We start from the raw sequence: 26,368 nt of genomic DNA on the forward strand, positions 1-26,368 counted from the left end.
GATGAATGTGGGAGGTGTTCGGATAAAGTCGATAATCAAGGGTTGCGTGCGGACCATATTTCCAAACCGATTGTTTTGGCTAGACGCGTCGCTTTGGGGTACCATAGCTCCACTATCAACTGCCGCTCAGCACGGCAGCCTTGATGAGCCCTTGCCCTTCTCCTGGGAATTATGATCGGGCATCAATCTGCTGAGTGGCCCGAATCCCAGGAGGGGACTCTATATGCAAAAGGAATACCTGTCCGCCGCGGCGGAGGTGCTCAGCGACCAAGGTGTCGATGAGAACCTCGGCCTGAGCAACGACGAGGCGTCTTCGCGCCTTGCCAAGACAGGCCCTAACAAGCTCGAGGAAGCCGAGAAGACGCCGCTGTGGAAGCGTTTCTTTGAGCAGATGGCCGACCCCATGGTCATCATGCTGATCGTTGCCGCCGTCATCAGTGCGCTCACGGGCATGGTCAAGGGCGAGCCCGACTTTGCCGATGTTGCCATCATCATGTTCGTCGTTATCGTCAACTCGGTGCTGGGCGTGGTCCAGGAAGCCAAGAGCGAGGAGGCCCTCGAGGCCCTGCAGGAGATGAGTGCGGCGCAGTCCAAGGTGCTGCGCGACGGCAAGCTCGTGCACCTGCCGAGCGCCGAGCTCGTGCCCGGCGACGTGATCATGCTCGAGGCGGGCGACTCCGTCCCGGCCGACTGCCGCGTGCTCGAGAGCGCCACGATGAAGATCGAAGAGGCCGCGCTCACCGGCGAGTCCGTGCCCGTAGAGAAGCACGCCAACGTGATCGAGCTTGCCGCGGGCACCGATGACGTGCCGCTCGGCGACCGTAAGAACATGTGCTATATGGGCTCCACCGTCGTGTACGGCCGTGGTCGCGCCGTCGTGGTCGGCACCGGCATGAACACCGAGATGGGCAAGATCGCCGGCGCCCTGGCCGAGGCCAAGGAAGAGCTCACGCCGTTGCAAGTGAAGCTCGCCGAGCTCAGCCGCATCCTTACCATTATGGTTATCGTCATCTGCGTCGTCATCTTTGGCGTTGATATCATCCGCCACGGCGTGGGCAACGTTCTTACCGACCCGACCGCCCTGCTCGATACCTTTATGGTCGCCGTCTCGCTCGCCGTCGCTGCCATCCCCGAGGGCCTGGTCGCCGTCGTGACCATCGTCCTTTCGCTTGGCGTGACCAAGATGGCTAAGCGCCAGGCAATCATCCGCAAGCTCTCTGCCGTCGAGACTCTCGGCTGCACGCAGACCATCTGCTCCGACAAGACCGGTACCCTTACCCAAAACAAGATGACCGTCGTCAAGCACGAGCTCGCTGCGCCTAAGGAGAAGTTCCTGGCCGGTATGGCCCTTTGCTCCGATGCCCAGTGGGACGAGGAGCTGGGCGAGGCCGTGGGCGAGCCGACCGAGTGCGCGCTCGTCAACGACGCCGGCAAGGCTGGCCTCACCGGCCTGACTGCCGAGCATCCGCGCGTGGGCGAGGCCCCGTTCGACTCGGGCCGCAAGATGATGTCCGTGATCGTCGAGACCCTGGATGGCGAGTACGAGCAGTACACCAAGGGCGCGCCCGACGTGGTGATCGGCCTGTGCACCCATATCTACGAGGGCGAAAAGGTCGTCCCGCTGACCGAGGAGCGTCGCGCCGAGCTCGTGGCCGCCAACAAGGCCATGGCCGACGAGGCTCTGCGCGTGCTGGCGCTGGCAAGCCGCACCTACACCGAGGTCCCGAGCGACTGCAGCCCCGCTGCGCTCGAGCACGACCTGGTCTTCTGCGGCCTGTCCGGCATGATTGACCCTGTCCGCCCCGAGGCCGCCGACGCCATCCGCGAGGCGCACGATGCCGGTATCCGCACCGTCATGATCACGGGCGACCACATCGACACCGCCGTGGCCATCGCCAAGCAGCTGGGCATCGTCACCGATCGCAGCCATGCCATCACCGGTGCCGACCTCGATCGCATGAGCGACGAGGAGCTCGACGCGCACATCGAGGACTACGGCGTGTACGCCCGCGTCCAACCCGAGCACAAGACACGCATCGTCGAGGCTTGGAAGTCGCGCGACCAGATCGTGGCCATGACGGGCGACGGCGTCAACGACGCCCCGTCCATCAAGCGCGCCGACATCGGCGTGGGCATGGGCATTACTGGTACCGACGTCACCAAGAACGTCGCCGACATGGTGCTCGCCGACGATAACTTTGCCACCATCATCGGTGCCTGCGAAGAGGGCCGTCGCATCTACGACAACATCCGCAAGGTCATCCAGTTCCTGCTTTCGGCCAACCTTGCCGAGGTGTTCTCGGTGTTTATCGCCACGCTCATCGGCTTTACCATCTTCCAGCCGGTGCAGCTGCTGTGGGTGAACCTGGTCACCGACTGCTTCCCCGCGCTCGCGCTGGGCATGGAGGATGCCGAGGGCGACATCATGAAGCGCAAGCCGCGCAACGCCAAGGACGGTGTCTTTGCCGGACATATGGGTCTGGACTGTGTGGTCCAGGGCCTAATCATCACCGTGCTGGTGCTGGCGAGCTTCTTTGTGGGCGTGTACTTTGACATGGGCTACATCCATATCGCCGATATGATCGCCGGCAATGCCGACGAGGAAGGCGTGATGATGGCGTTCATCACGCTCAACATGGTTGAGATTTTCCACTGCTTCAATATGCGCAGCCGTCGTGCGTCGCTGTTCACCATGAAGAAGCAGAACAAGTGGCTGTGGGCTTCCGCCGCGCTGGCGCTGGTGCTGACGGTGATCGTAACCGTGCAGCCGACGCTTGCCGAGATGTTCTTTGGCCCCGTGACGCTTGAGCTCAAGGGAGTTGTCGCTGCCCTGGGCCTGGCCTTCCTGATCATCCCGCTGATGGAGATCTACAAGGCGATCATGCGCGCGGTCGAGAAGGAGTAGATTAACCTGCCCGGGCCCGCCCCACGCCCTTTCTCCCTCACTGGTCCTCGCGCTTCGCGCTGCGGGATCGTTCGGGAGAAAGGGCTTCCGGGGCGGGCCCTGCGGTGACTCCGCTGCCTTTCCTCGCGCGGATGATAAGGGCTGAGGGAAAGTTTGTGAGCTGGTCGGGCTTTGCCCGGCCAGCTCTTTTTGATTTAAAATACCTGCTCAGTTGTGATTTTTGGTGCGGGGAGGCGTTTGTGGCTAAGGCTAAGGCTAAGGCGAAGAAAAAGACGACGGGGGCGCGGGCTAAGCGCGATCGTCGTCGGAAGCTCGCGACCGAGGCTCCCGCGTCTGCCGAGGAGCTGCTGGCGAGCGTGCCGGGACTCGACGCGCTGCAGGACGTTCCGGCGTTCGATGACCTGCCGGTCGATGAAGCTCAGCAGGCTGCCTTTGATGATTTCTGCGCACATGCCGAGGAGCCCGAGCAGATGCAGCTTGGCGCCGTGGTGCGCTTGGATCGTGGGTTTCCGCTGGTGGCGACTGCCGACGATACCTTCCGCGCCGAGCATGCCGTGGGATTTGCCAAGTCGCGCGGTGGGGACGAGGTCCTGCTGCCTGCCGTGGGCGATCGTGTGGCGGTGCGCCGCGCTCCCGGTCACGATATGGGCGTGATTGAATGCGTACTGCCGCGCCGTACGAGCTTTGAGCGTTGGCGCGGCCGTGCCCGCGGAGAGCGCCAGGTGCTCTGCTCCAACGTGGATAGCGTGCTAATCGTGCAGGCGCTCGGTGCCGGCGAGGTGCTGCTCGACCGTGTGGCGCGCTCGCTGGTGTTGGCGCTCGACTGCGATGCCGAGCCGGTGGTGGTGCTCACCAAGGCTGACCGCTGCGATGCCGGGGAGCTCGAGCGCGATCTGGACCGCGTGCGCCGTCTGGTGGGTCCGGACGTGCGCGTGATCGTGACGTCTTCTGCCGAGGGCCGCGGCCTGGACGAGGTCCGTACCTGCGTGCCTGCCGGGAGCTGCGCCATGATTCTGGGCGAGTCGGGTGCCGGCAAGTCGACGCTGCTCAATGCACTGCTGGGCCACGATACGTTGGCGACCGGCGGTGTGCGCGAACGCGACGACCAGGGCCGTCACACTACCGTCGCGCGCGTGATGGTGACGCTGCCGGGCGACGCCGGCGTGATCGCCGATGCCCCGGGCCTGCGCAGCCTACCGCTCGTGGGTCACGAGCGGGGACTGGCCCGCGCCTTCCCCGAGATTGTCGAGGCATCGCGCGCGTGCCGGTTTGGCGATTGCACGCATACCCATGAGCCGGGTTGCGCCGTTCGCGAGGCCGAGGACGCCGGGCAGATCGATAGACTGCGTCTGGAAACGTTCCAAAACCTGGCGTCATCCATGCGCGTGAGTGCTCAAATGCTCGATCCCGATGTTCATCTGTAATTGATTTTTCCTATGACAGCCGTCTCCCAACTGTTCGGGAGACGGCTTTTTTGCTGCGGAAAAGCCTCGAAACATGCAGTTTGCTGACGTGCTGACCAAAACCTTGCCACGAGCTTGACGGGCTGGTCAGCTTTTGGTCAGCGATTGGTTTGACATCGAAAACCAAGATTGCGATTGCGCCGCTTTGCACTCTGACCGCTCAGACAATGGTGGTACGGGCATTCGCCCGGCACTGCCATGAGAGGAGCGGCCGTGAACAAGAGCAAGCGCATCGCCATCAGTCTGGTCGCGGGCGTGCTCGCTGCTCTGCTCTGCATGGTTTACGGCTCGTCGATCCGCTCGCAAGCCGAACAGGTCCAGGCTGAGGCCTTGGCCAAGTACGGTGGCGATCGCGTCGAGGTATGCGTCGCGGCGCGCGATATCGATGTGGGTGAGACCCTCGATGAGACCAATGTCATAACCCAGGAGTGGCTGACGAGTCTGCTGCCGCGTGACGCGGCGACCGAGCTACGCCAGGTGCGCGGCGACGTGACGACTTCGCGTATTCCCAAAAACGCCGTGATCTGCAATGTCTACACCAAGGCCGAGAGCCACATGCTCGAGGTACCTAAGGGCAAGGTCGCCGTTTCGGTGGCGGTCGATGCCGAGCACTCGGTCGGCGGTGCTGCGGGCGTGGGCAGCTACGTGGACGTGTACGTGCAAAAAGACGGCGTAACCGATCGGCTGTGCGGCGCGTACGTGATCGATACCAGTGAGGATTCCGGTTCCACGCGCGAGGGCAAGATCGAATGGGTGACGCTGGCGGCTGACCCCGAAGACGTCAAGGAACTGCTGGGAGCCTCGGGCAAGGGAACGGTCAGCTTGACGATTCCCGCCACGGCGCGCGGCAAAAAGAGCGGAGGCGACGAGTGATGAAGGCGATCTGGCTTGCGTGCTGCGCGTGCGGCGATTACGGGCTGTTGCAGCGGGAAGTCGAGGGCCGTGATGTGGGTGCACAGGTGCTTCGCGTGGGTGACCTGGACGGGCTGGTTTCCATGGCGCGGGCGTTTCCGTCGCGCCGCGGGGCTGCCATCATCGCGGCGTCTCTGTTTGATACCGAAGATGTGCGCAAGACTGTTGCGCGCCTGACGGCCGAAGGCCGCGTGAGTCGCGTGGTCGTGTTGATAGAAGCGCTCGATCCGTCGGATATCGAGGGGCTGTTTCGCGCGGGGGCGACCGAGGTCATCGCTGCGCACAGTATATGCGGCAACGGGCGTGCGGGCGAGGGAGCGGTTGATTCCGATCGGCGCATGACGATTGAGCCCGATGCTTTTGTTGATAGGGAACCCGGGGCGCCTCGCGCTACAAGAGGCCCGCGTGTTGATGATTATGGAAAAGCGGAAGCCGAGCATGGTCGGCGCCCCCGGAACCCCCTTGTATGCGATGACGCTGGAGGGCCGGCGCAGCATGCTGGCGACTCCCCGGCTGTAGATATGGGATACGTGCACGGCGTGAATCTGGTGGATGAACTCGACGAAGTTGAGGGCTTTGCCGGGTGCGGCGAGTTGTCGCTAATGCAGCATGAGCAGATTGCGCAGAACGAGCCTGCCTCGCAGACCGAACAAGCAGCCATGCCGGCTTGGATGCAGCGTGTGGTTGCGGCGGGGGAGACGGGGGCGCTGCCACCGACGCCCGCCCCGCCGCCTCCGATGCCGCCGGCAGACGCTACCGCTCCGCCGCATCGAGCTCCAGTCATCTGCGCTATTTCGGGTTCGGGCGGTTGCGGCAAGTCGACGATCGTTGCCACCATGGCACACACATCGTCGCTGTTGGGCTTGCGTGCCGCCGTGCTCGACCTGGACCTGATGTTTGGAAACCTTTACGACTTGTTAGGCGTCGATGCTCCGCGCGATATGGCGGCACTTATCGAGCCGTCGGCGGCGGGCACGCTCACCGAGCCGGATATCGTAGCCACATCGATGCGCGTGGCGCCGGGCGTTACGCTCTGGGGTCCCGTCGCGGCGCCCGAGCAAGCTGAGCTCATGGCGCGTCCGGTGGAGCTACTGCTTGATGTTCTGCGTCGCGAATCCGACGTGGTCTTTATCGATACCTCGGTCTTTTGGGGCGACGCCGTGGCGGCTGCGGTGGCGGCGAGCGACCGTTGCCTGGTCGTTGGCGATGCGGCGGTGTCGTCCGCGACATCGGCGTCGCGCGTCATCGAACTGGCAAGTCGAGTAGGTGTGCCGCGCACGCGCATGAGCGCCGTGTTCAACCGGTTCGGTGCGCGCGGGGCAGACGAGGACGTCGCCATGCGCTTTGAGATTGCCTGTGCGTTGAGCTCCAAGATTCGTATCGCCGATGGCGGGCAGGATCTCGCCGCGCTCATGGCGTTTGGGCGCGCTGACGAGGCGGTGGGGCAGACCAGTGCTTTTGCGACTAGCATGCGCGAGGCCACGCGCGAGATGCTCGTGGAACTGGGGTGCGCCGTCGGCCCTTGGGGCGATATGGTCGCCGACCGTGCAACGCGTACCGAACGCCCGCGTATCCGCCTTCCCTGGTTGCGCGAGGGTGATCAGCGATGAGCCTGCAAACGAGGATTAAGGCTGCCGGCGCTGCGGCGGCGGCAGCGCCTGTAGATGCGGGGCGTCGCCGCGCGGTGAAACGACGCACCAAGCGCGCCGTGATGGACCGCATGGGTTACGACGAAGTGGCGCGTATCAGCGCCTATATCGACCCGGCACTTGCCCGCTCGGAATTGCGTCCTGCGGTGGAGGCGGCGCTCAATGTTGAGGAGCCGACCGATCTCGCGACGCCCGAGCGCGAGACCATCATCGACGAGATTTTGGATGACGTGGTGGGCTTGGGGCCGTTGCAGCCGCTCATCGAGGACGACACCGTTACCGAGATCATGATCAACGGCTGCCGCTCGGCTTTCTTTGAACGCGGCGGCGTCTTGTACCCCATCGAGCATGCGTTTGAGGATGATGAGCAGATCCGTGTGCTTATCGACCGCATTATCTCGCCACTTGGCCGCCGTATCGACGAGCGCAGCCCCATCGTCAACGCCCGCCTCAAAACGGGCTATCGCGTCAACGCGGTGATTCCGCCTGTGGCGATTGACGGACCGATTCTCACCATCCGAAAGTTCTCGGACCGTATCTGCTCGCTGGACGAGCTCGTGGGGTTGGGATCGCTGCCGCTTTGGTATGCGCAGCTGCTGTCGTGTGCGGTGTCGCTGCGACAGGACCTGGCGGTTGCGGGAGGCACGGGATCTGGTAAGACCACCCTGCTCAACGCGTTGTCATGTGAGATTTCCACCGGCGAGCGCATCGTGACGATCGAGGACTCTGCCGAGCTCAAGTTTGCGCATCATCCGCACGTGGTGCGCCTAGAGGCGCGCGAGGCTTCAATTGAGGGCGAGGGCGCGGTGACGATCCGCGACCTGGTGACTAATGCCCTGCGCATGCGCCCCGACCGCATCGTGGTGGGCGAGGTGCGCGGTGCCGAGTGCTGCGACATGTTGCAGGCCATGAACACGGGCCACGACGGGTCGCTCACCACGCTTCATGCGGGTTCAGAACAGGAGACCGTGGTGCGTCTGACGTTGCTTGCACGTTATGGCATCGATCTGCCGAGCGAGCTCATCGAGGAGCAGATTGCCATGGCACTCGACGGTATCGTGATGTCCGAGCGCCACGCCGATGGCAGGCGCTTCGTCTCCTCGTATTCGGGGGTGCGACGCGCCGCATCGGGCGGCGTAGAGCTCGAGCGCTATGTGACGTTCGATGCCGCCGAGCGCACCTGGACGCTTGACCGCGAGCCGCCGTTTATCGCAGAAGGCCTGCGGTCGGGGACGCTCACACAAGAGGAGGTGGACGAATGGAGATCACTGTGCCCCTCGTCGTAGGGGGCTTGGCAGGGCTTTCTGTCGCGACGGCGTGCGGGGCGGAACCTCGTGTGCCGCAGGTACCGCCGGCGGAGCTGGCACGTCAGGCGCTCGAGACGGTGGCAGAGAAGCTGCCGCGTGAGCTGGTGGAAAACGATCTGCTGAAAAAGATCGCCCGTTCGTGGGCATCGCTGGCTCCGGCGCATCGCCTTGGCCTCGTGATCGAAGATGCTTCGGGACGTTTGGCGTTTCTGCTGCTATCGAGCGGTGTCTGCTGCGTTTTACTAACGATGGTGTCGTTATCGCCCCTCGGATTTGCCTTGGGACTTGTTGCTCCGTTTGCCGTTGGTGCCGCTCGGGATGGCTTTGAGAGCCGGCGCGAGCAACACGATGCAGAAGAGGCAATGCCCGAGGCGTTTACCGCACTTTCCATGTCGCTTGCCTCGGGACATTCGCTGGCCCAGGGCATGCGCTTTGTGGGCGCTCATGCGCAAGAGCCAGTGCATACCGAGTTTTTGCGGGTGGCGGCGGCGATCGATTGCGGCATCTCGGCGACCGACGCGCTCGATGACTTGCTCGTGCGTATCGACGCCCCCGGTCTTTCGCTTGTGACCTTGGCGCTTAAGGTGTCTCAGCGCACCGGCGCTCCGCTTGCCGACTTGCTGTCCGAGGCGTCGAGCATGGTGGGGGAGCGCATTGAGCTCAAGCGCCGCCTGGATGTTAAGACGTCGCAGGCTCGCATGTCTGCGCATATGGTCGCGGCGATGCCGGCGGGCATGTGCGCGGTGTTGGCGCTGCTTTCGGCAGATTTTCGTCGCGGTCTTGCGACGCCTGCCGGCGCGGGCGCTGTGGTGCTGGGTCTTGCCCTCAACGCCGTTGCCCTGGTGGTTATCCGGCGCATTATGCGGGTGGAGCTATGAGCGCCCCGGTTGCAGTTGCGGCTTGCCTGTGCGCCCTGAGTGTATTTGTCGCGACGGGTTTGGATCGGGCGGATGCACGCAAGATCGCAGGGGCCTGCAAGCGCGAGGCGGTGCTGGTCGCTGCCGCGGGTCGCTCGGTGGTCGATGCTCTGACCGCGCGAGTGAAGGGCGCGGTTGGAGCGGGCGGCCCGGCGCGAGTGTCGCTCGGCGAAGTGTCCGAGATGATCGATGTTGTGCGCTTGGGTCTTTCGGCCGGTCTTTCGTTTGATGCGGCGCTTGAGATTTTCTGCGCCAACCGCCGGTCAGTGCTGGCTCTTCGCCTTGAGCGCGCCTGCATGGCGTGGCAGGTGGGCGTGGGCACGCGTGAGGACGAGTTGTTGGCCGCCGCGCGCGACCTGGACGTGCGAGCGCTCGAGACCTTTGCCATCACGGTGGGGCGGGCGCTCGCCCTGGGTGCCCCACTTGCCGAGACGCTGGCCGCTCAAAGTCGCGAGATCCGTGCGGCTCATCGCGCCGCGGTCGAGCGCGAGATCGAGCGTGCACCCGTCAAGCTGCTGATTCCCACCGGCACGCTCATCTTGCCGGCGTTGCTTCTGTCCATATTGGGCCCGCTGCTGGGAGCAGGCGGGATGATGTAGGGAGGAATACATGAACACGATGACTGACGCTGCTGGCAAGGTCCAGGGCTGGGCGTTTTGCCGGGCGGCACATGTTCGTCAGCGCGCCAAGGAACTATTGCAGGAGGAGAGTGCACAGGGTACCACCGAGTATGCCATCTTGGTCGGCGTGCTCGTGGTGATCGCGATTATCGCCATCGTCGCATTTAAGGGCAAGGTCCAAGATCTATGGAACGCTATCAGCGAGGGCATCAACAGCCTGTAGAGGGCGAGCGCCCCATCGGGGTGCTGCTGGTGTTTGCTTGCCTGACCGTGGCGATAGCGGCGGTGCTTTGGGGGCTTAACGCCGCGCGGCAGCAGCGTCCTGGGACCGCCTCCGATTTGGGCTCAGATTCGGCGGTGGCGTCTCAAAAAGATGAGATGCGAGATGCGGACGATTCGGATGTCGCTGTCACGGCGCAAACCTTTCTGCGGACGCTCGACAAGCGGTCTGGCACTGCGACGGATTCGCCTGAGGGCAACGCGATTGCGGTCCGGCTTGCATGGTCCGAGGACCGACCGATGACCGAAGCGGCGGCGGATATGCTGCGTGCCTATCGCGAGGTACCCACGGCGCAACTTGCTCTGAGCGGCTATCTCGACATCAAGGGAAACGTGTGGGGCGCCATCGTGCGCGACGAACGCGGCTGGGTCGATATGGTGACAATTGCCGCGGATGCTGGCGATGCTTCGTGTCGTCTGCGCGCCGTGCGCCTGAGCCCGCAGGCAACGGACTCAAAGGAGGGATCGTGAAATGCATGATGTCCTGCGTGAGGAATCTGCCCAGGCGACGGTCGAATACGCCATCGTCACGGTGGCGCTGTTATCGATCGTGCTGGCGATCGCGGGACTTTGGCGTGCCGGCACCGATGGGCGCTTGGCGGCGCTGGTTGAGCGGGCGGCATCCCATGGCGTTGCCTCGACGTCGGTTATCGACGCCGCTGCGGCCGCTAAGGACATCGCGTTGTATTGATGCCGCGCGCGAGGACCGGGCGCAGTCTACGGTCGAGGCCGCTTTTTTGCTGCCGACGTTTCTGACACTCATCCTTCTCGCGCTGCAACCGGTGTGCCTGCTCTATACGCGCGCGGTCATGGAGTCTGCCGCCGCCGAGACCGCGCGGCTCATGACCACGACGACGGCGGAGGACGACGATCTTAAGGAGTTCACCCGCCGCCGACTTGCCGCAGTGCCCAACGTTTCGATCTTTCATGCCGGCGGGCCGTTGTCGTGGGATATCGAGCTTGGCCGGGCCGGTGCGGGTGGCGTCTCGTCCGTGTCCGTTTCCGGCGAGGTCAAGCCGTTGCCTGTGATCGGTGCGTTTGCGCAGGCTATGGGTGGTACCGCCGAGGGCGGCTACGTTGAGCTCAAGGTCGATGTCTCGTATCAATCGCGTCCCGAATGGCTGGAGGGAGATTATGATTCGTGGATTGCTGCATGGGATTAGGCGCTGCCTGTTGCGGGTGACGCAAGGGTTTGCGGCCCGCCGTCGACCAGGCGCTCTCCGCAAACGAGGCGGCTTTATGGGTCGAGCCGGTGTCGATCTGTTTATCGAAGACGGCGCCTATACCACGCTTTCTTCTGCCGTGGTCATCCTAGTGGTGCTCACATTGTTGTTTTCGTCGACCGCGGCGATATGGAGCATGTCGCGTGCCGGGGATACTCAGGTGGCGGCTGATAGTGGCGCGCTGGCGGGTGCCAACGTAGTGTCGTCCTATCACACGGCTGCCACGGTGGTTGATGCGAGCATCTTGAGTCTGGGGCTGGCGGGGTTTGCCACGATCGGGACGGGCCTGGTCGCCATCCTCATCCCGGGTGCCGAGCCGGTTGCCGGCAATATGGTCGACACCGGGATTGAGATCATTAAAACGCGCAACAAGTTTGCCAAAAGCGCATCGGAAGGCTTACAGAAAATCGAGACGGCTCTGCCGTATCTGATCGCCGCGCGTGCCACGCAGGCGGTGTCGGCGCAGGATACCGATAGTGTGACCTATACCGGTACGGCGCTTGCCGTGCCCAGGACATCCGAGTCTGACTTCGCTGCGCTCGAGGGGTCCGAGATCTCGACCGATGCCATTAAAGACACATCAGATGATTTAGAGTGTGCGGCCGAGGAGCTGCGGAAGGCTTCTGAGGACACGGCGAAGGCTAAAGAGCGTGCTTGGCTGGCGGATTGTGGTGGGTCTGACAAGGGCTCGGTCGGCAGCTGTTCTTGCATGTGGGAGCGTGCGAAAAGCCTAACGGATCTCTCCGGTGTTCAAAATCCGCATTACTCATCGAGCGTTACGTGGGAGCCCCAAGTTGCCCTTGATCGCGCGAAGGACTACTACCATTGGCGTCTGACAAATGAGAAGCCCCACGGCTCGAGTGTCGAGATGAAGGCAGAGTCTGCGGCGCGTAAGGCGTTTTATACCTATGCGAGCGCGGAGGTCGATCGGGCGCATATAACCGAGAACGGAGACAGGGTTTCCTCCTATATTCCGCTGCTGCCGCGCAACTCTGATGAGGTTCGGGCGACGGAACTCTATACCGATGCGGTGTGGCCGACTAGCGTGAACGATGACAAGGCGTATCTGCATTACGGGACGACCTGCCCTAACTATAAGAAAGGGACGCCGAGCGGATTTGCTTCGGTTGCCGATTACGATGGACAGGATAAATGCAGCAAATGCCATTTTGGCGTTTTGTCGCTTGGTGCTGTTGCGGCGCCTTCAACCTCTATCGAAAACGGCTTCGAATATCACTTCGACGAGTTCAAAAAGGCCTTGGAGGAATACGTCAAATGTCGGAACAAAGAGCTTGAGCTCATGCGTCAGACCGAGGATGAGGCCGACCGTGCGAGCAATGCGTTTGACCAGGCCATTAAAGCGCTTTCGGGCGAGCGTCCGCGTATCGCTCCGCCCGGTCGCAACGGCGTGGTCGCCTTTGCGGTTTCGGGTGCCATCTCGAGCCCCGATGAGCTCAACTCTTCGTTTAACACGGCAGTCAGGCTTGGCGATCGCGGTGCCATCTCTGCCGCGGTGCTGGCGCCCGATGAGGCGACGGCGCAAAACAACGTGCTTTCGCGATTTTTCTCGACATTGAAGGAACGCTCGGGTGGCGTTGCCGGCGTACTCGATGGCGTCATGGATGTCTGGGGACGGCTGCTTGTGGGATACGGAGACATCCAAGGTTCGGCCGACGAACTTATGGACGAGATGATTAAAGGCCTAGGAGGGGGCAGCGGCGCGTTGGGCTCCATCGCATCGTGGCTCGGCGATACCGTTTCGGCGTCCGTGGCGGCGCTGGGTTTGGAACCGTGCGACTTGCGCCTGCGAAAGCCGGTGCTGACTGATTCCGCCAACGTCATTAAGAGCCCGGGGTCTGACATTGCTGGTCTCTCTCAAGCGCAAGACAAACTGCGAAGTATTCCGTTGGGCGTGACCGATCCCAAGGCGCTTTGCGAGGCGTTGGAATATCAAGTCGAACGCACCATCAGCGGTACGGTGTTCACGCTTGCGGAGATTCCTCTGCCCGGCGGCGGCTCCATCCCGCTCACCGTCGATGTCGCCACGCTGGTTGGCGCTCTGGGCGGTGGGTCGTAATGAGTATCCGCATGCGTCTGCGCGAGGAGCGCGCCCAAGCGACGGTGGAGATAGCAGTGGTTACGCCCGTTTTGCTGGTGCTGGCACTCATCGTATACAACGTCATGATCTATGCCAGCGCTGTCGCGCGCTTCGACCGCGTGGTGCCCGACATCGTGTTGGCGCACGCCGTGGCGCCGAGCGGGGAGGGCGACGAAAGCTCTGTCGATGCCTCGGCGACGGTCCGGACTCAAATTCTGAATGCCATGGAAGGCTATGACTTGCAGATCGAAGTGTCGAGCGAGCAAGGCGCGGAGGCATCGGATGGTGGCCTGCTCTCCCTATCCGGTACGTTTAGGACCTACACCTGCACCATGCACTATGAGCCGTGGCCGACTTCTCTCAGCATCGCTGGCGTTCCGCTGGGGGCGCCGACAACGTTGTCGCACGAGCGCGCGGTGACGGTCGATCCATGGCGTCCGGGGGTGGTCATGTGACCGCGGTCTCGTCCTACATCGCCTACGCGCGGGCACTCAATAGGCTGCGCTGGACGCCGGCCGAGTTTGCGGTGGCGGAGTCGTTTGCCGTGCGCCTGCGCGGCATGCTGGGACGGTGTCCGGTTGCCGCCAACGGTCTGCCGCTCGTCATGGCATTTCCACGCTGCTCTTCGGTCCATACGTGTTTTATGGCCTATCCCATCGATATCGCCTTTATCGATGCACGTGGCTATGTCCTCGTATGCTACGAAAACGTACGTCCCTGGCGTATGTGCTCCTGCCCCGGCGCCTGGGCCGTACTAGAGCGTCCTTCAATCATTGTTTCGACCCCTGCTCTCCAACGCGTGCCGGCTTAAGAATTGGCGACAGCGGACTTTCGTCATACGAAATTGGGTAAGATGGAGGAGAAGATGCATGGATGTTGAGATCCATCCCAACGCTAAAAAGCACCTGACGGAAAAGCAGGTGCTTAGCGCTTGGCTTGCGGTTACTGAGTGCATTCGTCGCGAGCCGAAGGACGAGCCGCCGAGATGGCTTGCGATTGGATGGCTCCCAGACGGACGAAGCGTGGAGCTTGTCGCGGTCGAGCTTGTCCGTGGGGGCTTATCATTCATGCCTTGTCTCCAGTCCAGAAGAAATTTTGGCAGGAGATTGAACGGGCTCGGCAAAGGGGTCGATGATGGGCAAGACGTATACGGCCGCTAATGGTCAGGTTGTAACGGATGAAATGATTGACGCGTGGTGCGAGTCGTACGAGCGCGGAGAGTTTCCGGATGGCGAACACACCGTTGGTGGGATCGTGCATGGACGGCCCCCACTCTCAGGTGAGGGGACGGCAACGCTGTCGGTCAAGATTCCTCTGGGAATGAAGGAGGCCATTCGTCGACGGGCGGCTGCCGAGGGGATGACGCCAAGTGAGTTTGCCCGTGCGGCTCTGAGCGAAAAACTTCTTGCTGCCGGCTGATGCCTCTGACGTGCCGATTTAAAGAACCGAGGCTGTGCTCAAAAACTTTTTTGAAATTCTCGGTTGACCGGAACGCGTCCTTGGTTATACTAATCAAGCCTTGAAACAAGGCACACCTCAAATGGCTGGGTAGCTCAGTTGGTAGAGCAGAGGACTGAAAATCCTCGTGTCAGGGGTTCGATTCCCTTCCCCGCCACCTTGAATTGACTAGGACCTCTGCAAAGGGGTCCTTTTCTTTTATGTAGGGTTCTGCGGAAAATGCGCCCCATTATTGAGCGATAGAACGGGACATGCTTTCCGGTGCCTGCCTCTGGCGCGCGTACACACCTCATCGCACCATCCCGAGCTCGTCTGCTCCCAGACATTCCTCCCACTTTCGCGTCACTTTACAGACCGTTCGGTCGCCTGTCCGCACACGTGGGTATACTCAAAACGATACTTATCCTATGCAATACGATGCGGGTTCGACCTGCATGATCCGAAGGGGGCAGTGATGGAGAGGATACTCGGCGTTAATCTCTCTGGCTGGTTTATTCCCGAGCCTTGGGTGACCCCGTCGCTGTACGCGGCGACCGGTGCATCCAACGCGGCCGAGCTACAGGAGGCCATGGGTACCGCCGCCTATAACGAGCGCATGCGCCGCCATTACGAGACGTTTGTGAGCGAGGACGATTTTCGTCGCATGGCGCAGATCGGTCTCAATGCCGTGCGTCTGCCGGTGCCTTGGTATGCCTTTGGCTCACAGGAGTCCGATGCCTCCTACATATCGGTTGTCGATTACATCGACCGCGCGATTGAGTGGGCTGCCAAGTACGACATCCGCGTGCTGCTCGATCTGGCAACCGTGCCCGGTGGCCAGGGCGATTCCAACGATTCGCCCACCACGCCGGAGGCTGTTGCCGAGTGGCATTCGTCCACCAACGGCCGCCATGTCGCACTCGACGTGCTCGAGCGCTTGGCCGATCGCTATGGCGAGGCCGAGAGCCTGCTGGGCATTGAGCTGCTGGACACGCCGCAGATGAGCGTTCGCAAGAGCCTCTTCACCATGACGGATGGCATTCCCGCTCACTACCTGCGCAATTTCTATCGCGATGCCTACGAGCTCGTCCGTTCGTATATGCCCGAGGATAAGATCGTCGTCTTCTCGTCGTCGGGGCATCCCAGCGAGTGGAAGCATTTTATGCGCGGCGCCAAGTACAAGAACGTCTACATGGACCTTCACCTGTACCATTACCGCGACGAGTATGCGCTCGACATCACGAGCCCTCGCGGGCTGACGACGGCGATTTCGCGTAACAAGCGCGAGCTTAAAGAAGCGATTTCGACTGGGTTCCCCGTGCTGGTGGGCGAATGGTCGGGCGCGGCGATCTTTGCCAACTCGTCGGTTACGCCCGAGGGCCGCAATGCCTACGAGCGCGTGTTTATCGCCAACCAGCTGGCTTCGTTTGCGCCGGCTGCCGGTTGGTTCTTCCAAACGTGGAAGACCGAGAAGCGCATTGCAGCATGGGACGCCCGCGCGGCGCTCGGTACGCTCGAGCGCGGCATGATTGAATAGGTTGATATGACGCAAAACAGCGCCCATACGGGCAAACTCTATGTGGTCGGCACGCCCATCGGCAACCTGGGTGACCTGTCCCCGCGCGTTGGCGAGGCCTTTGCCGCTGCCGATGTCATCTGCTGCGAAGACACGCGTGTGACGTCAAAGCTGCTGATGCACCTGGGCATTTCCAAGCCGCTTGTCCGTTGCGACGAGAATGTGATCGCTAGCCGCGCTGCCGGCCTGGTCGACCGTCTGCTGGCGGGGGAGACCCTCGCCTTTGCCTCGGACGCCGGCATGCCGAGCGTGTCCGATCCCGGCCAGGCGCTGGTCGAGGCGGCGCGTGAGGCCGATTTGCCCGTCGAAGTTATTCCCGGGCCCTCTGCTTGCGTCACGGCGCTTGTTTCGTCCGGCATTCCCTGCGAGCATTTTTTCTTCGAGGGCTTTTTGGGCCGAAAGCACGGCGACCGTGTGCGCCGTTTGCAGCGCCTTGCCGTGGTGCCCGGCGCACTCATCTTCTACGAGTCTCCACATCGCATCGTGGCGACGCTCGAGGCCGTGGCGGAGGTCTTTCCCCAGCGTGAGGTTGCCGTCTGCCGCGAACTCACCAAGCTGCACGAGGAGGTCTTGCGCGGGCCCGCTGACCAGCTTGCCGAGGAGCTGCGTGCTCGCGGCGAGGTAAAGGGCGAGATTGCGCTGGTCATCGCGCCGCCGAGCGAGGATGAGGAGGCCGGCATCGCGCCGGTTGGCGCTGCGGTAGCGGATCCCGACGAGGCCCTGCGCGAGGATATCCGCGCCGCGCTCGAGGAGGGGGAGCCCGCGTCTGCGGTGGCCAAGCGCCTGTCTCAGAAGTATTCGCGCCGCAAGCGCGATGTCTATGCCATGGTGCTCGATATGCAATAGATGGAGGATATCCAGCCCTTGCGCTAGAATCATCCTCTGTATGCAACGTTTTTCTGGAGGACAAACCCCATGGATCAAAGCAAGCCTTCGTTCTTTATCACGACGCCCATCTACTACGTCAACGCCGATCCGCACCTGGGCACGGCTTATTCCACCATCATCGCCGACGTTCAGGCTCGCTATCGCCGTTCCGCCGGCTATAACGTCAAGTTCCTGACCGGCATGGACGAGCACGGCGAGAAGGTCGCCGAGGCCGCAGCCAAGCATGGCATGACGCCGCAGGAGTGGACCGATAGCCAGGCCCCGCACTTCAAGGAGCTTTGGAGCAAGCTCGAGATTTCCAACGACGACTTCATCCGCACCACCGAGCCGCGCCAGCATCATGCCGTGCAGTATCTGTGGGAGCGCATGAAGGAGTCCGGTTACCTGTATAAGGGCAGCTACGACGGTTGGTATTGCGTGCCTGACGAGACCTACTTCACTGATACGCAGGTCCAGAAGGGCGACGAGGAGTACGGCAGCGTCGGCCAGCATCTATGCCCCGACTGCCACCGTCCGCTTGAGCGCGTGCAGGAGGAGTCCTACTTCTTTAAGCTTTCCGCCTTCCAGGACAAGCTTCTCAAGCTCTATGACGAGCACCCCGACTTTGTCGAGCCTGCGTTCCGCATGAACGAGGTACGTAGCTTTGTCGAGGGCGGCCTTAACGACCTTTCCGTGAGCCGCACGAGCTTTGACTGGGGCATTCAGGTCCCGTTTGACGAGGGTCACGTGACCTACGTGTGGTTCGATGCGCTGCTCAACTATATGACGGCCGTCGGCTACGGTGTCGACACCGACGAGGCGCGTGCCGAGCTGGCCTATCGCTGGCCCGCGCAGTTCCACATCGTGGGCAAGGACATCATCCGCTTCCACTGCGTCATTTGGCCCGCCATGCTCATGGCCATCGGCGAGGCCCTGCCCGAGCACGTCTTTGCCCACGGCTTCCTGACCGTGCGCAATGCCGAGACAGGCAAGGCCGAGAAGATGTCCAAGAGCCGCGGTAACGCCATCGCTCCGCAGGACGTTATCGACATGCTGGGCGTCGAGGGCTATCGCTATTACTTTATGACCGACGTCGTTCCCGGTACCGACGGCGCCATCAGCTTCGATCGCATGGAGCAGGTCTACAACGCCGATCTGGCCAACAGCTGGGGCAACCTCATTTCGCGCTCGCTCAACATGAGCGCAAAGTACTTTGACGGCTGCGCCCCGGCTAAACCGGCGTCTGCCGACGCGTTCGATAACCCGCTGGCAAAGATTGCCGACGGTTTGGTCGAGCGCTACATGGCCAAGATGGACATGCTCGATTACGGCGGAGCCAAGGATGAGGTCATGGAGCTCATCCATGCCGCCAACCACTACATCGAGGACTCCGAGCCCTGGGCGCTTGCCAAGGACGAGGCCAAGGCTGACGAGCTGGCATTTGTGATTTACAGCCTGCTCGAGGCCATCCGCATCGCCGCCCACCTGCTGATGCCGCTCATGCCCCAGACTTCTGTCGAGGCTCTGCGCCGCCTGTCCTGTGAGGGCGAGGCCGCGAGCGACGACCTCAAGGGCATTTGCGCTTGGGGCCTGCTTGCTGGTGGTCAGCCCGTCGAGAAGGGCGATCCGCTGTTCCCGCGTCTGGCGTAGAGACCGCGCGAGCGCCATATCGGCAATTTGCTGTTTAGCTGTAAGGGCATGGCCGCCACGGTCCATGCCCTTTTGTTTCAAGACGCCGCCATCATGCTAAGGAGGCAACCATGACAACTTCGCCTTTGGCAAACCCCACGGCCACCAGGGAGCTGCTGGAGGAGTTTGGCCTTGCGACCAAGCATCGCCTGGGCCAGAACTTTCTAATCGACAATCATGTGATCGAGCGTATCTGCGAGCTTGCCGAGCTTGCAGGTGACGAGCGCGTACTCGAGGTGGGTCCGGGTTGTGGAACGTTGACACTTGCGTTACTGCAGGAAGCGGCGTGCGTTACGTCCATTGAGGCCGATCCCGAGCTTGAGCCGGTGCTCGATGCCCACGCCGCCGACTATGCCAACTTCCGCTTTATCATGGACGATGCGCTCAAGGTGACGCCGGAGCAGATTGAGCAGGCCGCCGGTGGTGAACCCACGGTGTTTGTCGCGAATCTGCCCTATAACGTGGCGGCGACGATCATTCTTCAGTTCTTCCAGACGATGCCCGCGCTTAAGCGCGCTGTCGTCATGGTGCAAAAGGAGGTTGCCGATCGCATTGCCGCAGTGCCGGGCAACAAGACCTATGGCGGCTATACGGCAAAGCTCGGCCTGTATGCGCAGGTGACGGGTCGCTTTGAGGTGCCGCCGCGTTGCTTTATGCCGGCGCCGCACGTGGACTCGGCCGTCGTGCGTATCGACCGTGTTGACGGTGTGGTGCCCGAAGAACTCGATCGCGAATTTGTGGCCCGCGTGATTGACGCTGCATTTGCTCAGCGTCGCAAGACCATCCGCAATTCCATGAGCGCCAACGGTTTTGCCAAGGACGTGCTCGATGCCGCCTTTGAGGCTTGCGGTATCGCACCCACCACGCGCGCCGAGACGCTTGATGTTGCCGACTTTGTCCGTCTGGCCCAGGAGCTAATCCATGATGCCTAATGCCGAACGCGTGACGTTTACCAAGAAAAAGAAGACGGTTGCTTGTCCCGTGCCCTTGGCACCGCTTGCTGACACGCATGCGCATCTGCTTTCGTTTTGGGGCAAAGAAGTGCCCGAGACACTCGTGCGCGCCAAAGCCGCGGGCATCGACCTGTTGGTGACGGTCTTCGATCCCATTGCCGATAAGCGCAGCGTGACGGACTATAGCGACTGGCTGACGCGCGAGATTCTGCCGATGCAGGATATCCCGCAGATCAAGTATCTTGCCGGCGTGCATCCGTATGGCGCGCCGGACTATACCGACGACGTTCACGCACAGGTCGTTGCCGCACTCGATGACCCCTTATGCGCCGGTATTGGCGAAATCGGCCTGGACTACCACATGGACTATGATGACGATATCGCGCCGGCACCTCATAACGTGCAGATTGACTGCATGGCGCGCCAGCTCGAGCTTGCCGCGTGCCGTAACGTGCCGGTGGAGTTGCACCTGCGGCACGAGGACTCGGATGGGGAGCGCACCTCGCATATGGATGCGTACAACGTGCTTCGTGAGGTGGGCGTGCCCCAGGCCGGTTGTGTGCTGCACTGCTTTGGCGAGGACCGCGCCACGATGGAGCGCTTTGTGAAGCTGGGCTGCTATATCGCCTATGGTGGTGCGGCCACCTTTAAGCGCAACGACGACGTGCGCGAGGCATTTGCGGCGACCCCGCTCGACCGCATTTTGTTCGAGACGGATTGCCCGTATATGGCTCCGGAGCCCATCCGCGGTCTTGAATGCGAGCCCGCAATGATCTCCATTACGGCAAACGCGCTGGTTAACGACCGTGTCGATCGCACTGGTGAGGACGCCGAAACAATCGCGCAAGCCGCTTGGGAAAATGCCTGCAAACTTTTTCAAAAATAGTTCTTGCGTTCGCGATGGCGCTCCGTTATTCTAATTCCTGCACGCGGGCGTGGCGGAATTGGCAGACGCGTACGGTTCAGGTCCGTATGGGGGCAACCCCATGAAGGTTCAAGTCCTTTCGCCCGCACCATTGATTGAAAGAGCTCCCAGCAATGGGGGCTTTTTTGTTATGTGCCCATCGCAGGGACTTGAACCTGTGAAGGAGCGAGCGTCAAGAAAACGCGGAGCGTTTTTAGCGAGCTGGCGAGTCCGCCGGCAGGCGGGCGAAGCCGGTGCGGATCCGCGAAGCGGATACGCGGACGTCCTTTCGCCCGCACCATTGATTGAAAGAGCTCCCAGCAATGGGAGCTCTTTTTGTTATGCACGATCTCCTTGGACGGGTATCCTAGTACCAACGTGTGCCTATCAGAGGAGAGACCATGCTGTTTTCCGGTATCATCGCCGCCCTTACCAGCCTTTTGATTCCCATCATCATCCTGTTGCTGCTGCTCCCCAACGCCTGTTATGTCGTTGAACAGCAGCACGCCGTAATCATCGAGCGCTTGGGTAAGTTCAACCGTATCGTCAACGCGGGCTTCCACGTGAAGGTGCCCGTGATCGACCGCAAGGCCGCCACGGTGAGCCTGCGCACCATGAAAAACGGTTTTGGCATCGACGTTAAGACCCAGGACAACGTGACCATCGGTCTTGAGGTCTCCGCTCAGTACCACGTGAGCTACGACATGGGCGCCGGCCCGGCAGATTCGGGCATCTACAAGAGCTACTACATGCTGCAGGAGCCCGTCGACCAGATGCGCGACTTCATCACCGACGCCCTGCGCTCCTCCATCCCCGTCTACACACTCGATGAGGTCTTTGCCAAGAAGGATGACATCGCCAAGGATGTCAACGCTACCGTTTCCGAGCAGATGGCCGCCTACGGCTTCACCCTCGTGTCGACGCTCATCACCAAAATCGCACTGCCGACCGAGGTTGAGAACTCCATGAACGACATCAACGCTGCCCAGCGCAAGCGCGCTGCCGCGCAGGAGCTCGCCGAGGCCGACCGCATCAAGCGCGTCACCGAGGCGACCGCCGAGGCCGAGGCTATGGAAAAGGCGGGCGAGGGCATCGCCAACCAGCGCAAGGCCATCGCGCTGGGTATCAAAGATTCGCTCGAGATCATCCAGGAGACGGGTGTCGGCAATGACGAGGCCAACCAACTGTTCATGTTTACGCAGTGGTCCGAGATGATGACGGAGTTCGCTCGCACGGGTAAAACCTCGACGGTCGTGCTGCCGAGCGACTTTTCGCAGTCGGCCTCGATGTTCGAGCAGATGCTGGCCGCCGGCAAAGTTCAAAACGATTCGAAGGAGTAGACGCGCGTGAAATACACCGTCGTTTGCGTCGGTAAGCTCAAGGAGCGCTTTTGGAAGGACGCGTGCGCTGAGTACACCAAGCGCCTAGGTGCCTATGCCAAGGTGGATATCCGCGAGGTGGCCGATATCGACCCGGCTAAGGCGGGCGGCGTGGATGCCGCGCGCGACAAGGAGGGGGCGGCGATTCTTGCCGCCTTGCCATCTCGAGCGCATGTGATCCTGCTGGCTATCGAGGGCAAGGAGCGCTCGAGCGAGGAGTTTTCGGCGAGGCTCGACGATCTTATGCTGCGAGGCAGCAGCGACATTGCCTTTGTAATCGGCGGTTCGGACGGCGTGAGTGATGAGGTGCGCGCCCGCGCCGACGAGATACTCAGCTTTGGACGCATTACCTTGCCGCATAACCTGGCGCGTGTGGTGCTGCTAGAGCAGATTTACCGTGCCTGCAAGATCAGTCGTGGCGAGCCGTATCACAAATAGGTCGGCAATACGAAACAATGGCGTGGGACAATACCTTTCGTTTTGAGGAATGTGTCTGAAAGGACTATGAGATATGAAGATTGGATTTGTCGGTTTTGGCAATATGGCGAGCGCTATGGCCGATGGCTGGATCGCTGCCGGTGTAGCTGCGAGCGACATGTGCGCCTGCGCGGGTCGCTACGACGCGCTGGTTGAGCGCTGCGAGGCGCGCGGCATGGTCGCCTGCCACGATGCCGCCGAGGTTGTCGCCGCATCCGATATCGTGGTCGCTGCGGTCAAACCGTACATGATCGAGAAGGTATTCGCCCCGATCAAGGATGCTCTTGCCAAAAAGGTCGTTCTGTCGGTTGCCTGGACCTGGGGCAGTGCCAAGTGGGAGCAGGTCCTGCCGGGCGTCGCGCATATCTCGACGGTGCCCAACACGCCGGTTTCGGTAGGCGAGGGCGTCATCGCCTGCGAGAAGGCTTCGACGCTTAACGACGAGCAGCGTGCTGTGGTGCTCGACCTGCTCGGCAAGCTCGGTGCGGTGGTCGAGCTCGATACGAGCCTGCTGTTCGTGGGCGGCACGGTGGGTGGTTGCGCTCCGGCATTTGTCGCTATGGCAATCGAGGCCCTGGGCGATGCAGCGGTCAAGCACGGTATCCCGCGTGCTGATGCCTATCGCATTGTGAGCCAGATGGTGCTGGGTACGGCAAAGCTGCAGCTCGCAACCGGTCAGCATCCCGCAGCGATGAAGGATGCCGTGTGCTCGCCCGGCGGTGCCACCATCAAGGGCGTCGTCGCGCTCGAGGACGCCGGCATGCGCAGCGCCCTGGTCAAGGCAATCGACGCAACCCTCCAGTAAAACCTGCTATTCAGGGACAGGTTTATGTTGGCAGGTTTTTCCTGCGGTTTTGTCCTTTTAGCGAAAAGCGCCCCGCAACTGGCTCAATTCCAGTTGCGGGGCGCTTGCGTTTGCCCGGATAAAACCGACTAAAATAAACCTGTCCCTTTTTGGCGGGTTAGTCCCAGAAGCTGTCTTCTTCGTCCTCGGATTTGGGGCCGCGGTCGACATACATCTTATGGGTGCGCTTCTCCATTACAAAGGCAAGAATCGCAAACAGCAGGATGCCGCCGGCGAAAAGGATGGCAAAACCGGTGCGGGTGCCAAACAAAAAGGAAAAAACTGCGTCCATTGGGTGCCTTCTTGCGTAGTTGAGTTGGGTCGTAAACGCTCATAAGTATATACTTGCCCATACATGTACAAGGTTGCAACCTAAATGGAATGTATATCGCCGGAGGATCTAATGCTTGATATCAAGTTTGTTCGCGAGAACCCCGATGCCATCGATGTCGCCATGGCTAACCGCCAGACGTCTTGGGATCGTGAGAAGTTCTTTGAGCTCGACGACGAGCGTCGTGCCGTCATCACCGAGGTTGAGGAACTTCAAGCCACGCGCAATGCCGAGTCCAAGAAGATCGGCGCCCTGATGAAGGAGGGCAAGAAGGACGAGGCCGAGGCCGCCAAGGAGGCCGTGCGCGTCGTCAACGAGAAGATTGACGGTCTGGCCGAGCGCCGCACCGCCCTCGAGCAGGAGCAGTACGACTTCATGGCTCACCTGCCCAACATTCCGTGCGAGGCCACGCCGTACGGCAAGGACGAGGACGAGAACATCGAGCGCCGTCGTTGGGGCACCCCGCGCGAGTTCGACTTCGACTTTAAGCCGCACTGGGATCTGGGCACCGACCTCGACATCCTTGACTTCGAGCGCGGCAACAAGCTCTCCGGCAGCCGCTTCACCGTTCTCGGTGGCGCCGGCGCCCGTCTTGAGCGCGCCCTCATCAACTTCTTCCTCGATACGCACACCAGCCGTGGTTTTAAGGAGTGGTGGCCGCCCATCGTCGTCAAGCGTCAGACCATGTTCGGCACGGGCCAGCTGCCCAAGTTCGAGGACGACGCCTATCACGTCTCGGGCGACAACTTCCTGATCCCCACCGCCGAGGTCGTGCTCACCAACCTGCACGCCGGTGAGGTCCTCGACGCCGATACCCTGCCGCGCCGCTACACCGCCTTCACCCCCTGCTTCCGCGAGGAGGCCGGCTCCGCTGGTCGCGATACCCGCGGCATCATTCGCCAGCACGAGTTCGACAAGGTCGAGATGGTCAAGTTTGCCAAGCCGGAGGAGTCCGACGAGGAGCTCGAGAGTATGACCGCCGAGGCCGAGTTCCTGCTGCAGCAGCTGGGTCTTCCGTATCGCGTGATTAGCCTGTGCACCGGCGACCTGGGCTTCTCTGCCCGTCAGACCTACGACGTCGAGGTCTGGCTGCCGAGCTACAACGCCTACAAGGAGATCAGCTCCTGCTCCAACTGCGGTGACTTCCAGGCCCGTCGCGCCAACATCAAGTATCGCGACCCCGAGAACTTCAAGGGTTCGCGCTATCTGCACACCCTCAACGGTTCCGGTCTGCCGGCTGGCCGTACCATGGCAGCCATTCTGGAGAACTACCAGAACGCTGACGGCACCATCACGATCCCCGAGGTTCTGCGTCCCTACATGGGCGGCCTCGAGAAGATCGAGCCGGTCGCGTAGATTGGCTGCATAAGCGATTTGCTAGGGCACTCCTTTTTGGGGTGCCCTTTTTGTGTGCGGCCATACCATGCTGTGCGGACAGCTCAATAGAAAACACACGAACAACTGTTCTATATACAGCCATCTACCTGCTATGCTTTTGCTAAATAAGAGCGAGAGAAAGGGGACGCGATGGAGCTGTTTGATGATCGGGTGGTTTTGTTTGAGAGCGACGAGGGCGGGGAGTACCTGCTTGTGACGTGTGAGCCGTCTGGCATGGGTGGTCTGGTGGTTCGACAGACGAGCGAGGGTCCGTTGACCCAATGGTGCTACGAGGAGTCGCCGCATGTGGTTGAGACGTTTGTGGCGCACGAGGGGCTTGTGGCCCTGGAGCATTTCTATGGGGTCCGGACATCTAACCAGGTTGCTCGCATGTTGAGTATCTCGTTTGCCGATTATGATTGTGCCCAGCGGGTGAGATCGCTCCTGAGGGAACTTGATGCTAAGTTTGACGTGATCGAAAAGCCAATCGATCGTACTGGGAACGACGGTATATGCGGAGCAGCATGACAAAACTGCGTTCCAAAAAAAGTTTGAGATTGTGCTTGACTCCAATAAGCTAAAGTGGTTTTATATGTTTTGCGCTGCGGCGTTACCTCAGCTGGATAGAGGGTCTGACTACGAATCAGAACGTCATAGGTTCGAATCCTATACGCCGCACCAATTGAACTTGAAGCCTCCGGCAACGGGGGCTTTTCTTTTTTGGAGACCAGACAGGGATTCGAACCTCGGTCGAGGCACGAACAACTTAATTATCACTCCGTAAAATTTTTTCTAATTGTCGCTTGACCCATCGGGGGCTCGCGTGCATAATAATCCGTGCGTTGCGGCGTTACCTCAGCTGGATAGAGGGTCTGACTACGAATCAGAACGTCATAGGTTCGAATCCTATACGCCGCACCAATTGACTTTAAAGCTCCCGGCGACGGGGGCTTTTCTTATATCGCGATGCGTCGAAGATCGCGCCAAGCCCTCCAAATGATTAAAAATCAAATTCGATAACTTTTTTTGAAAAAATGCTTGACCATTATTCAGTCCCTGTGCATAATAATCAACAAGTTGCGGCGTTACCTCAGCTGGATAGAGGGTCTGACTACGAATCAGAACGTCATAGGTTCGAATCCTATACGCCGCACCATTTGA

Annotated in this window: 27 protein-coding genes and 5 tRNA genes; 31 read left to right on the forward strand and 1 reads right to left on the reverse strand. The window is 61.2% G+C overall.

Annotated features, from left to right (window positions below):
• Positions 1–223: 223 nt before the first annotated feature.
• The 26 genes from DW943_RS09310 to proC all read left to right on the forward strand — a co-directional run bounded on the left by DW943_RS09310 (position 224) and on the right by proC (position 23,460).
• The gene (locus DW943_RS09310) at positions 224–2,905 is read left to right on the forward strand and encodes a cation-translocating P-type ATPase (protein WP_117862860.1); all 2,682 of its coding nucleotides are present in this window, start codon (positions 224–226) and stop codon (positions 2,903–2,905) included.
• A gap of 470 nt (positions 2,906–3,375) precedes the next feature.
• A complete protein-coding gene (rsgA, locus tag DW943_RS09315; protein ID WP_199572876.1) occupies positions 3,376–4,329 on the forward strand; it encodes a ribosome small subunit-dependent GTPase A in 954 nt (317 codons plus the stop codon).
• A 252-nt stretch (positions 4,330–4,581) separates the two neighbouring features.
• Positions 4,582–5,241, forward strand: a complete 660-nt coding sequence (gene cpaB, locus DW943_RS09320; RefSeq protein WP_233543647.1) for a Flp pilus assembly protein CpaB — start codon at positions 4,582–4,584, stop codon at positions 5,239–5,241.
• A complete protein-coding gene (locus DW943_RS09325; RefSeq protein WP_117862862.1) occupies positions 5,241–6,890 on the forward strand; it encodes a P-loop NTPase in 1,650 nt (549 codons plus the stop codon). Before cpaB ends, DW943_RS09325 begins: the two co-directional genes overlap by 1 nt.
• Entirely contained in the window at positions 6,887–8,215 is a 1,329-nt protein-coding gene (locus DW943_RS09330; RefSeq protein ID WP_006235095.1) for a CpaF family protein, read from the forward strand. Before DW943_RS09325 ends, DW943_RS09330 begins: the two co-directional genes overlap by 4 nt.
• Positions 8,188–9,114: a type II secretion system F family protein gene (locus DW943_RS09335; RefSeq protein ID WP_117563706.1), complete on the forward strand. Its 927-nt coding sequence runs from the start codon at positions 8,188–8,190 to the stop codon at positions 9,112–9,114. Before DW943_RS09330 ends, DW943_RS09335 begins: the two co-directional genes overlap by 28 nt.
• Complete coding sequence (locus DW943_RS09340) at positions 9,111–9,752, forward strand: type II secretion system F family protein (protein WP_117862863.1); 642 nt, start codon at positions 9,111–9,113, stop codon at positions 9,750–9,752. The genes DW943_RS09335 and DW943_RS09340 overlap by 4 nt, the downstream gene beginning before the upstream one ends.
• Positions 9,753–9,762: 10 nt before the next feature.
• Positions 9,763–9,996 (forward strand): hypothetical protein, encoded by a 234-nt coding sequence (locus DW943_RS09345; protein ID WP_089572694.1) that lies wholly within the window; start codon positions 9,763–9,765, stop codon positions 9,994–9,996.
• Positions 9,960–10,523 carry a hypothetical protein gene (locus DW943_RS09350; RefSeq protein ID WP_128620524.1) on the forward strand — a complete coding sequence of 188 codons (564 nt, stop codon included), beginning with the start codon at positions 9,960–9,962 and terminating at the stop codon, positions 10,521–10,523. Before DW943_RS09345 ends, DW943_RS09350 begins: the two co-directional genes overlap by 37 nt.
• Position 10,524: 1 nt before the next feature.
• Entirely contained in the window at positions 10,525–10,743 is a 219-nt protein-coding gene (locus DW943_RS09355; protein WP_117563704.1) for a hypothetical protein, read from the forward strand.
• Entirely contained in the window at positions 10,679–11,215 is a 537-nt protein-coding gene (locus DW943_RS09360; protein ID WP_117563703.1) for a TadE/TadG family type IV pilus assembly protein, read from the forward strand. The genes DW943_RS09355 and DW943_RS09360 overlap by 65 nt, the downstream gene beginning before the upstream one ends.
• 76 nt (positions 11,216–11,291) lie before the next feature.
• A complete protein-coding gene (locus DW943_RS09365; protein ID WP_117862864.1) occupies positions 11,292–13,352 on the forward strand; it encodes a hypothetical protein in 2,061 nt (686 codons plus the stop codon).
• Entirely contained in the window at positions 13,352–13,828 is a 477-nt protein-coding gene (locus DW943_RS09370; protein ID WP_117563701.1) for a TadE/TadG family type IV pilus assembly protein, read from the forward strand. The genes DW943_RS09365 and DW943_RS09370 overlap by 1 nt, the downstream gene beginning before the upstream one ends.
• Positions 13,825–14,184, forward strand: a complete 360-nt coding sequence (locus tag DW943_RS09375; protein ID WP_233543648.1) for a DUF192 domain-containing protein — start codon at positions 13,825–13,827, stop codon at positions 14,182–14,184. The genes DW943_RS09370 and DW943_RS09375 overlap by 4 nt, the downstream gene beginning before the upstream one ends.
• A 58-nt stretch (positions 14,185–14,242) precedes the next feature.
• A complete protein-coding gene (locus DW943_RS10535) occupies positions 14,243–14,533 on the forward strand; it encodes a hypothetical protein (protein WP_117583813.1) in 291 nt (96 codons plus the stop codon).
• Complete coding sequence (locus DW943_RS09385; protein ID WP_035137167.1) at positions 14,508–14,792, forward strand: ribbon-helix-helix domain-containing protein; 285 nt, start codon at positions 14,508–14,510, stop codon at positions 14,790–14,792. Before DW943_RS10535 ends, DW943_RS09385 begins: the two co-directional genes overlap by 26 nt.
• A 123-nt stretch (positions 14,793–14,915) precedes the next feature.
• Positions 14,916–14,988, forward strand: a tRNA-Phe gene (locus tag DW943_RS09390).
• Between the two features lie 297 nt (positions 14,989–15,285).
• The gene (locus DW943_RS09395) at positions 15,286–16,347 is read left to right on the forward strand and encodes a glycoside hydrolase family 5 protein (protein ID WP_055309641.1); all 1,062 of its coding nucleotides are present in this window, start codon (positions 15,286–15,288) and stop codon (positions 16,345–16,347) included.
• A gap of 6 nt (positions 16,348–16,353) precedes the next feature.
• A complete protein-coding gene (gene rsmI, locus DW943_RS09400; protein ID WP_055250527.1) occupies positions 16,354–17,232 on the forward strand; it encodes a 16S rRNA (cytidine(1402)-2'-O)-methyltransferase in 879 nt (292 codons plus the stop codon).
• Between the two features lie 69 nt (positions 17,233–17,301).
• Positions 17,302–18,903 carry a methionine--tRNA ligase gene (gene metG / locus DW943_RS09405; protein ID WP_117765462.1) on the forward strand — a complete coding sequence of 534 codons (1,602 nt, stop codon included), beginning with the start codon at positions 17,302–17,304 and terminating at the stop codon, positions 18,901–18,903.
• 110 nt (positions 18,904–19,013) lie between these two features.
• On the forward strand, positions 19,014–19,874 hold the full coding sequence (rsmA, locus tag DW943_RS09410) for a 16S rRNA (adenine(1518)-N(6)/adenine(1519)-N(6))-dimethyltransferase RsmA (RefSeq protein WP_117862866.1): 861 nt from the start codon (positions 19,014–19,016) through the stop codon (positions 19,872–19,874).
• A complete protein-coding gene (locus DW943_RS09415; protein WP_233543649.1) occupies positions 19,867–20,781 on the forward strand; it encodes a TatD family hydrolase in 915 nt (304 codons plus the stop codon). Before rsmA ends, DW943_RS09415 begins: the two co-directional genes overlap by 8 nt.
• A gap of 43 nt (positions 20,782–20,824) precedes the next feature.
• Positions 20,825–20,911 (forward strand) — tRNA-Leu (locus DW943_RS09420).
• A 289-nt stretch (positions 20,912–21,200) separates the two neighbouring features.
• Positions 21,201–22,139, forward strand: coding sequence for an SPFH domain-containing protein (locus DW943_RS09425; protein ID WP_055250521.1), 939 nt, complete (start codon positions 21,201–21,203; stop codon positions 22,137–22,139).
• A gap of 6 nt (positions 22,140–22,145) precedes the next feature.
• Complete coding sequence (gene rlmH / locus DW943_RS09430) at positions 22,146–22,616, forward strand: 23S rRNA (pseudouridine(1915)-N(3))-methyltransferase RlmH (RefSeq protein ID WP_117862867.1); 471 nt, start codon at positions 22,146–22,148, stop codon at positions 22,614–22,616.
• 73 nt (positions 22,617–22,689) lie between these two features.
• Entirely contained in the window at positions 22,690–23,460 is a 771-nt protein-coding gene (gene proC, locus DW943_RS09435) for a pyrroline-5-carboxylate reductase (RefSeq protein ID WP_117862868.1), read from the forward strand.
• 157 nt (positions 23,461–23,617) lie between these two features.
• Here proC and DW943_RS10615 read toward each other — a convergent pair whose 3' ends face one another.
• Positions 23,618–23,791 (reverse strand): DUF6724 family protein, encoded by a 174-nt coding sequence (locus DW943_RS10615; protein WP_006235069.1) that lies wholly within the window; start codon positions 23,789–23,791, stop codon positions 23,618–23,620.
• Positions 23,792–23,902: 111 nt separating this feature from the next.
• Between DW943_RS10615 and serS the strand changes: the two genes are divergently transcribed.
• From serS to DW943_RS09460, 5 genes are all read left to right on the forward strand, one after another.
• Positions 23,903–25,186 carry a serine--tRNA ligase gene (serS, locus tag DW943_RS09440; RefSeq protein ID WP_117862869.1) on the forward strand — a complete coding sequence of 428 codons (1,284 nt, stop codon included), beginning with the start codon at positions 23,903–23,905 and terminating at the stop codon, positions 25,184–25,186.
• A 171-nt stretch (positions 25,187–25,357) separates the two neighbouring features.
• A complete protein-coding gene (locus tag DW943_RS09445; RefSeq protein WP_117583806.1) occupies positions 25,358–25,735 on the forward strand; it encodes a hypothetical protein in 378 nt (125 codons plus the stop codon).
• 76 nt (positions 25,736–25,811) lie between these two features.
• A tRNA-Arg gene (locus DW943_RS09450) sits at positions 25,812–25,888 on the forward strand.
• A 163-nt stretch (positions 25,889–26,051) separates the two neighbouring features.
• Positions 26,052–26,128, forward strand: a tRNA-Arg gene (locus tag DW943_RS09455).
• Between the two features lie 158 nt (positions 26,129–26,286).
• Positions 26,287–26,363, forward strand: a tRNA-Arg gene (locus tag DW943_RS09460).
• The last annotated feature ends 5 nt before the right edge of the window (positions 26,364–26,368 follow it).

It is taken from the genome of Collinsella sp. AM44-11 (genome assembly GCF_003467145.1).
In the GTDB taxonomy this organism is placed as follows: Bacteria; Actinomycetota; Coriobacteriia; order Coriobacteriales; family Coriobacteriaceae; genus Collinsella.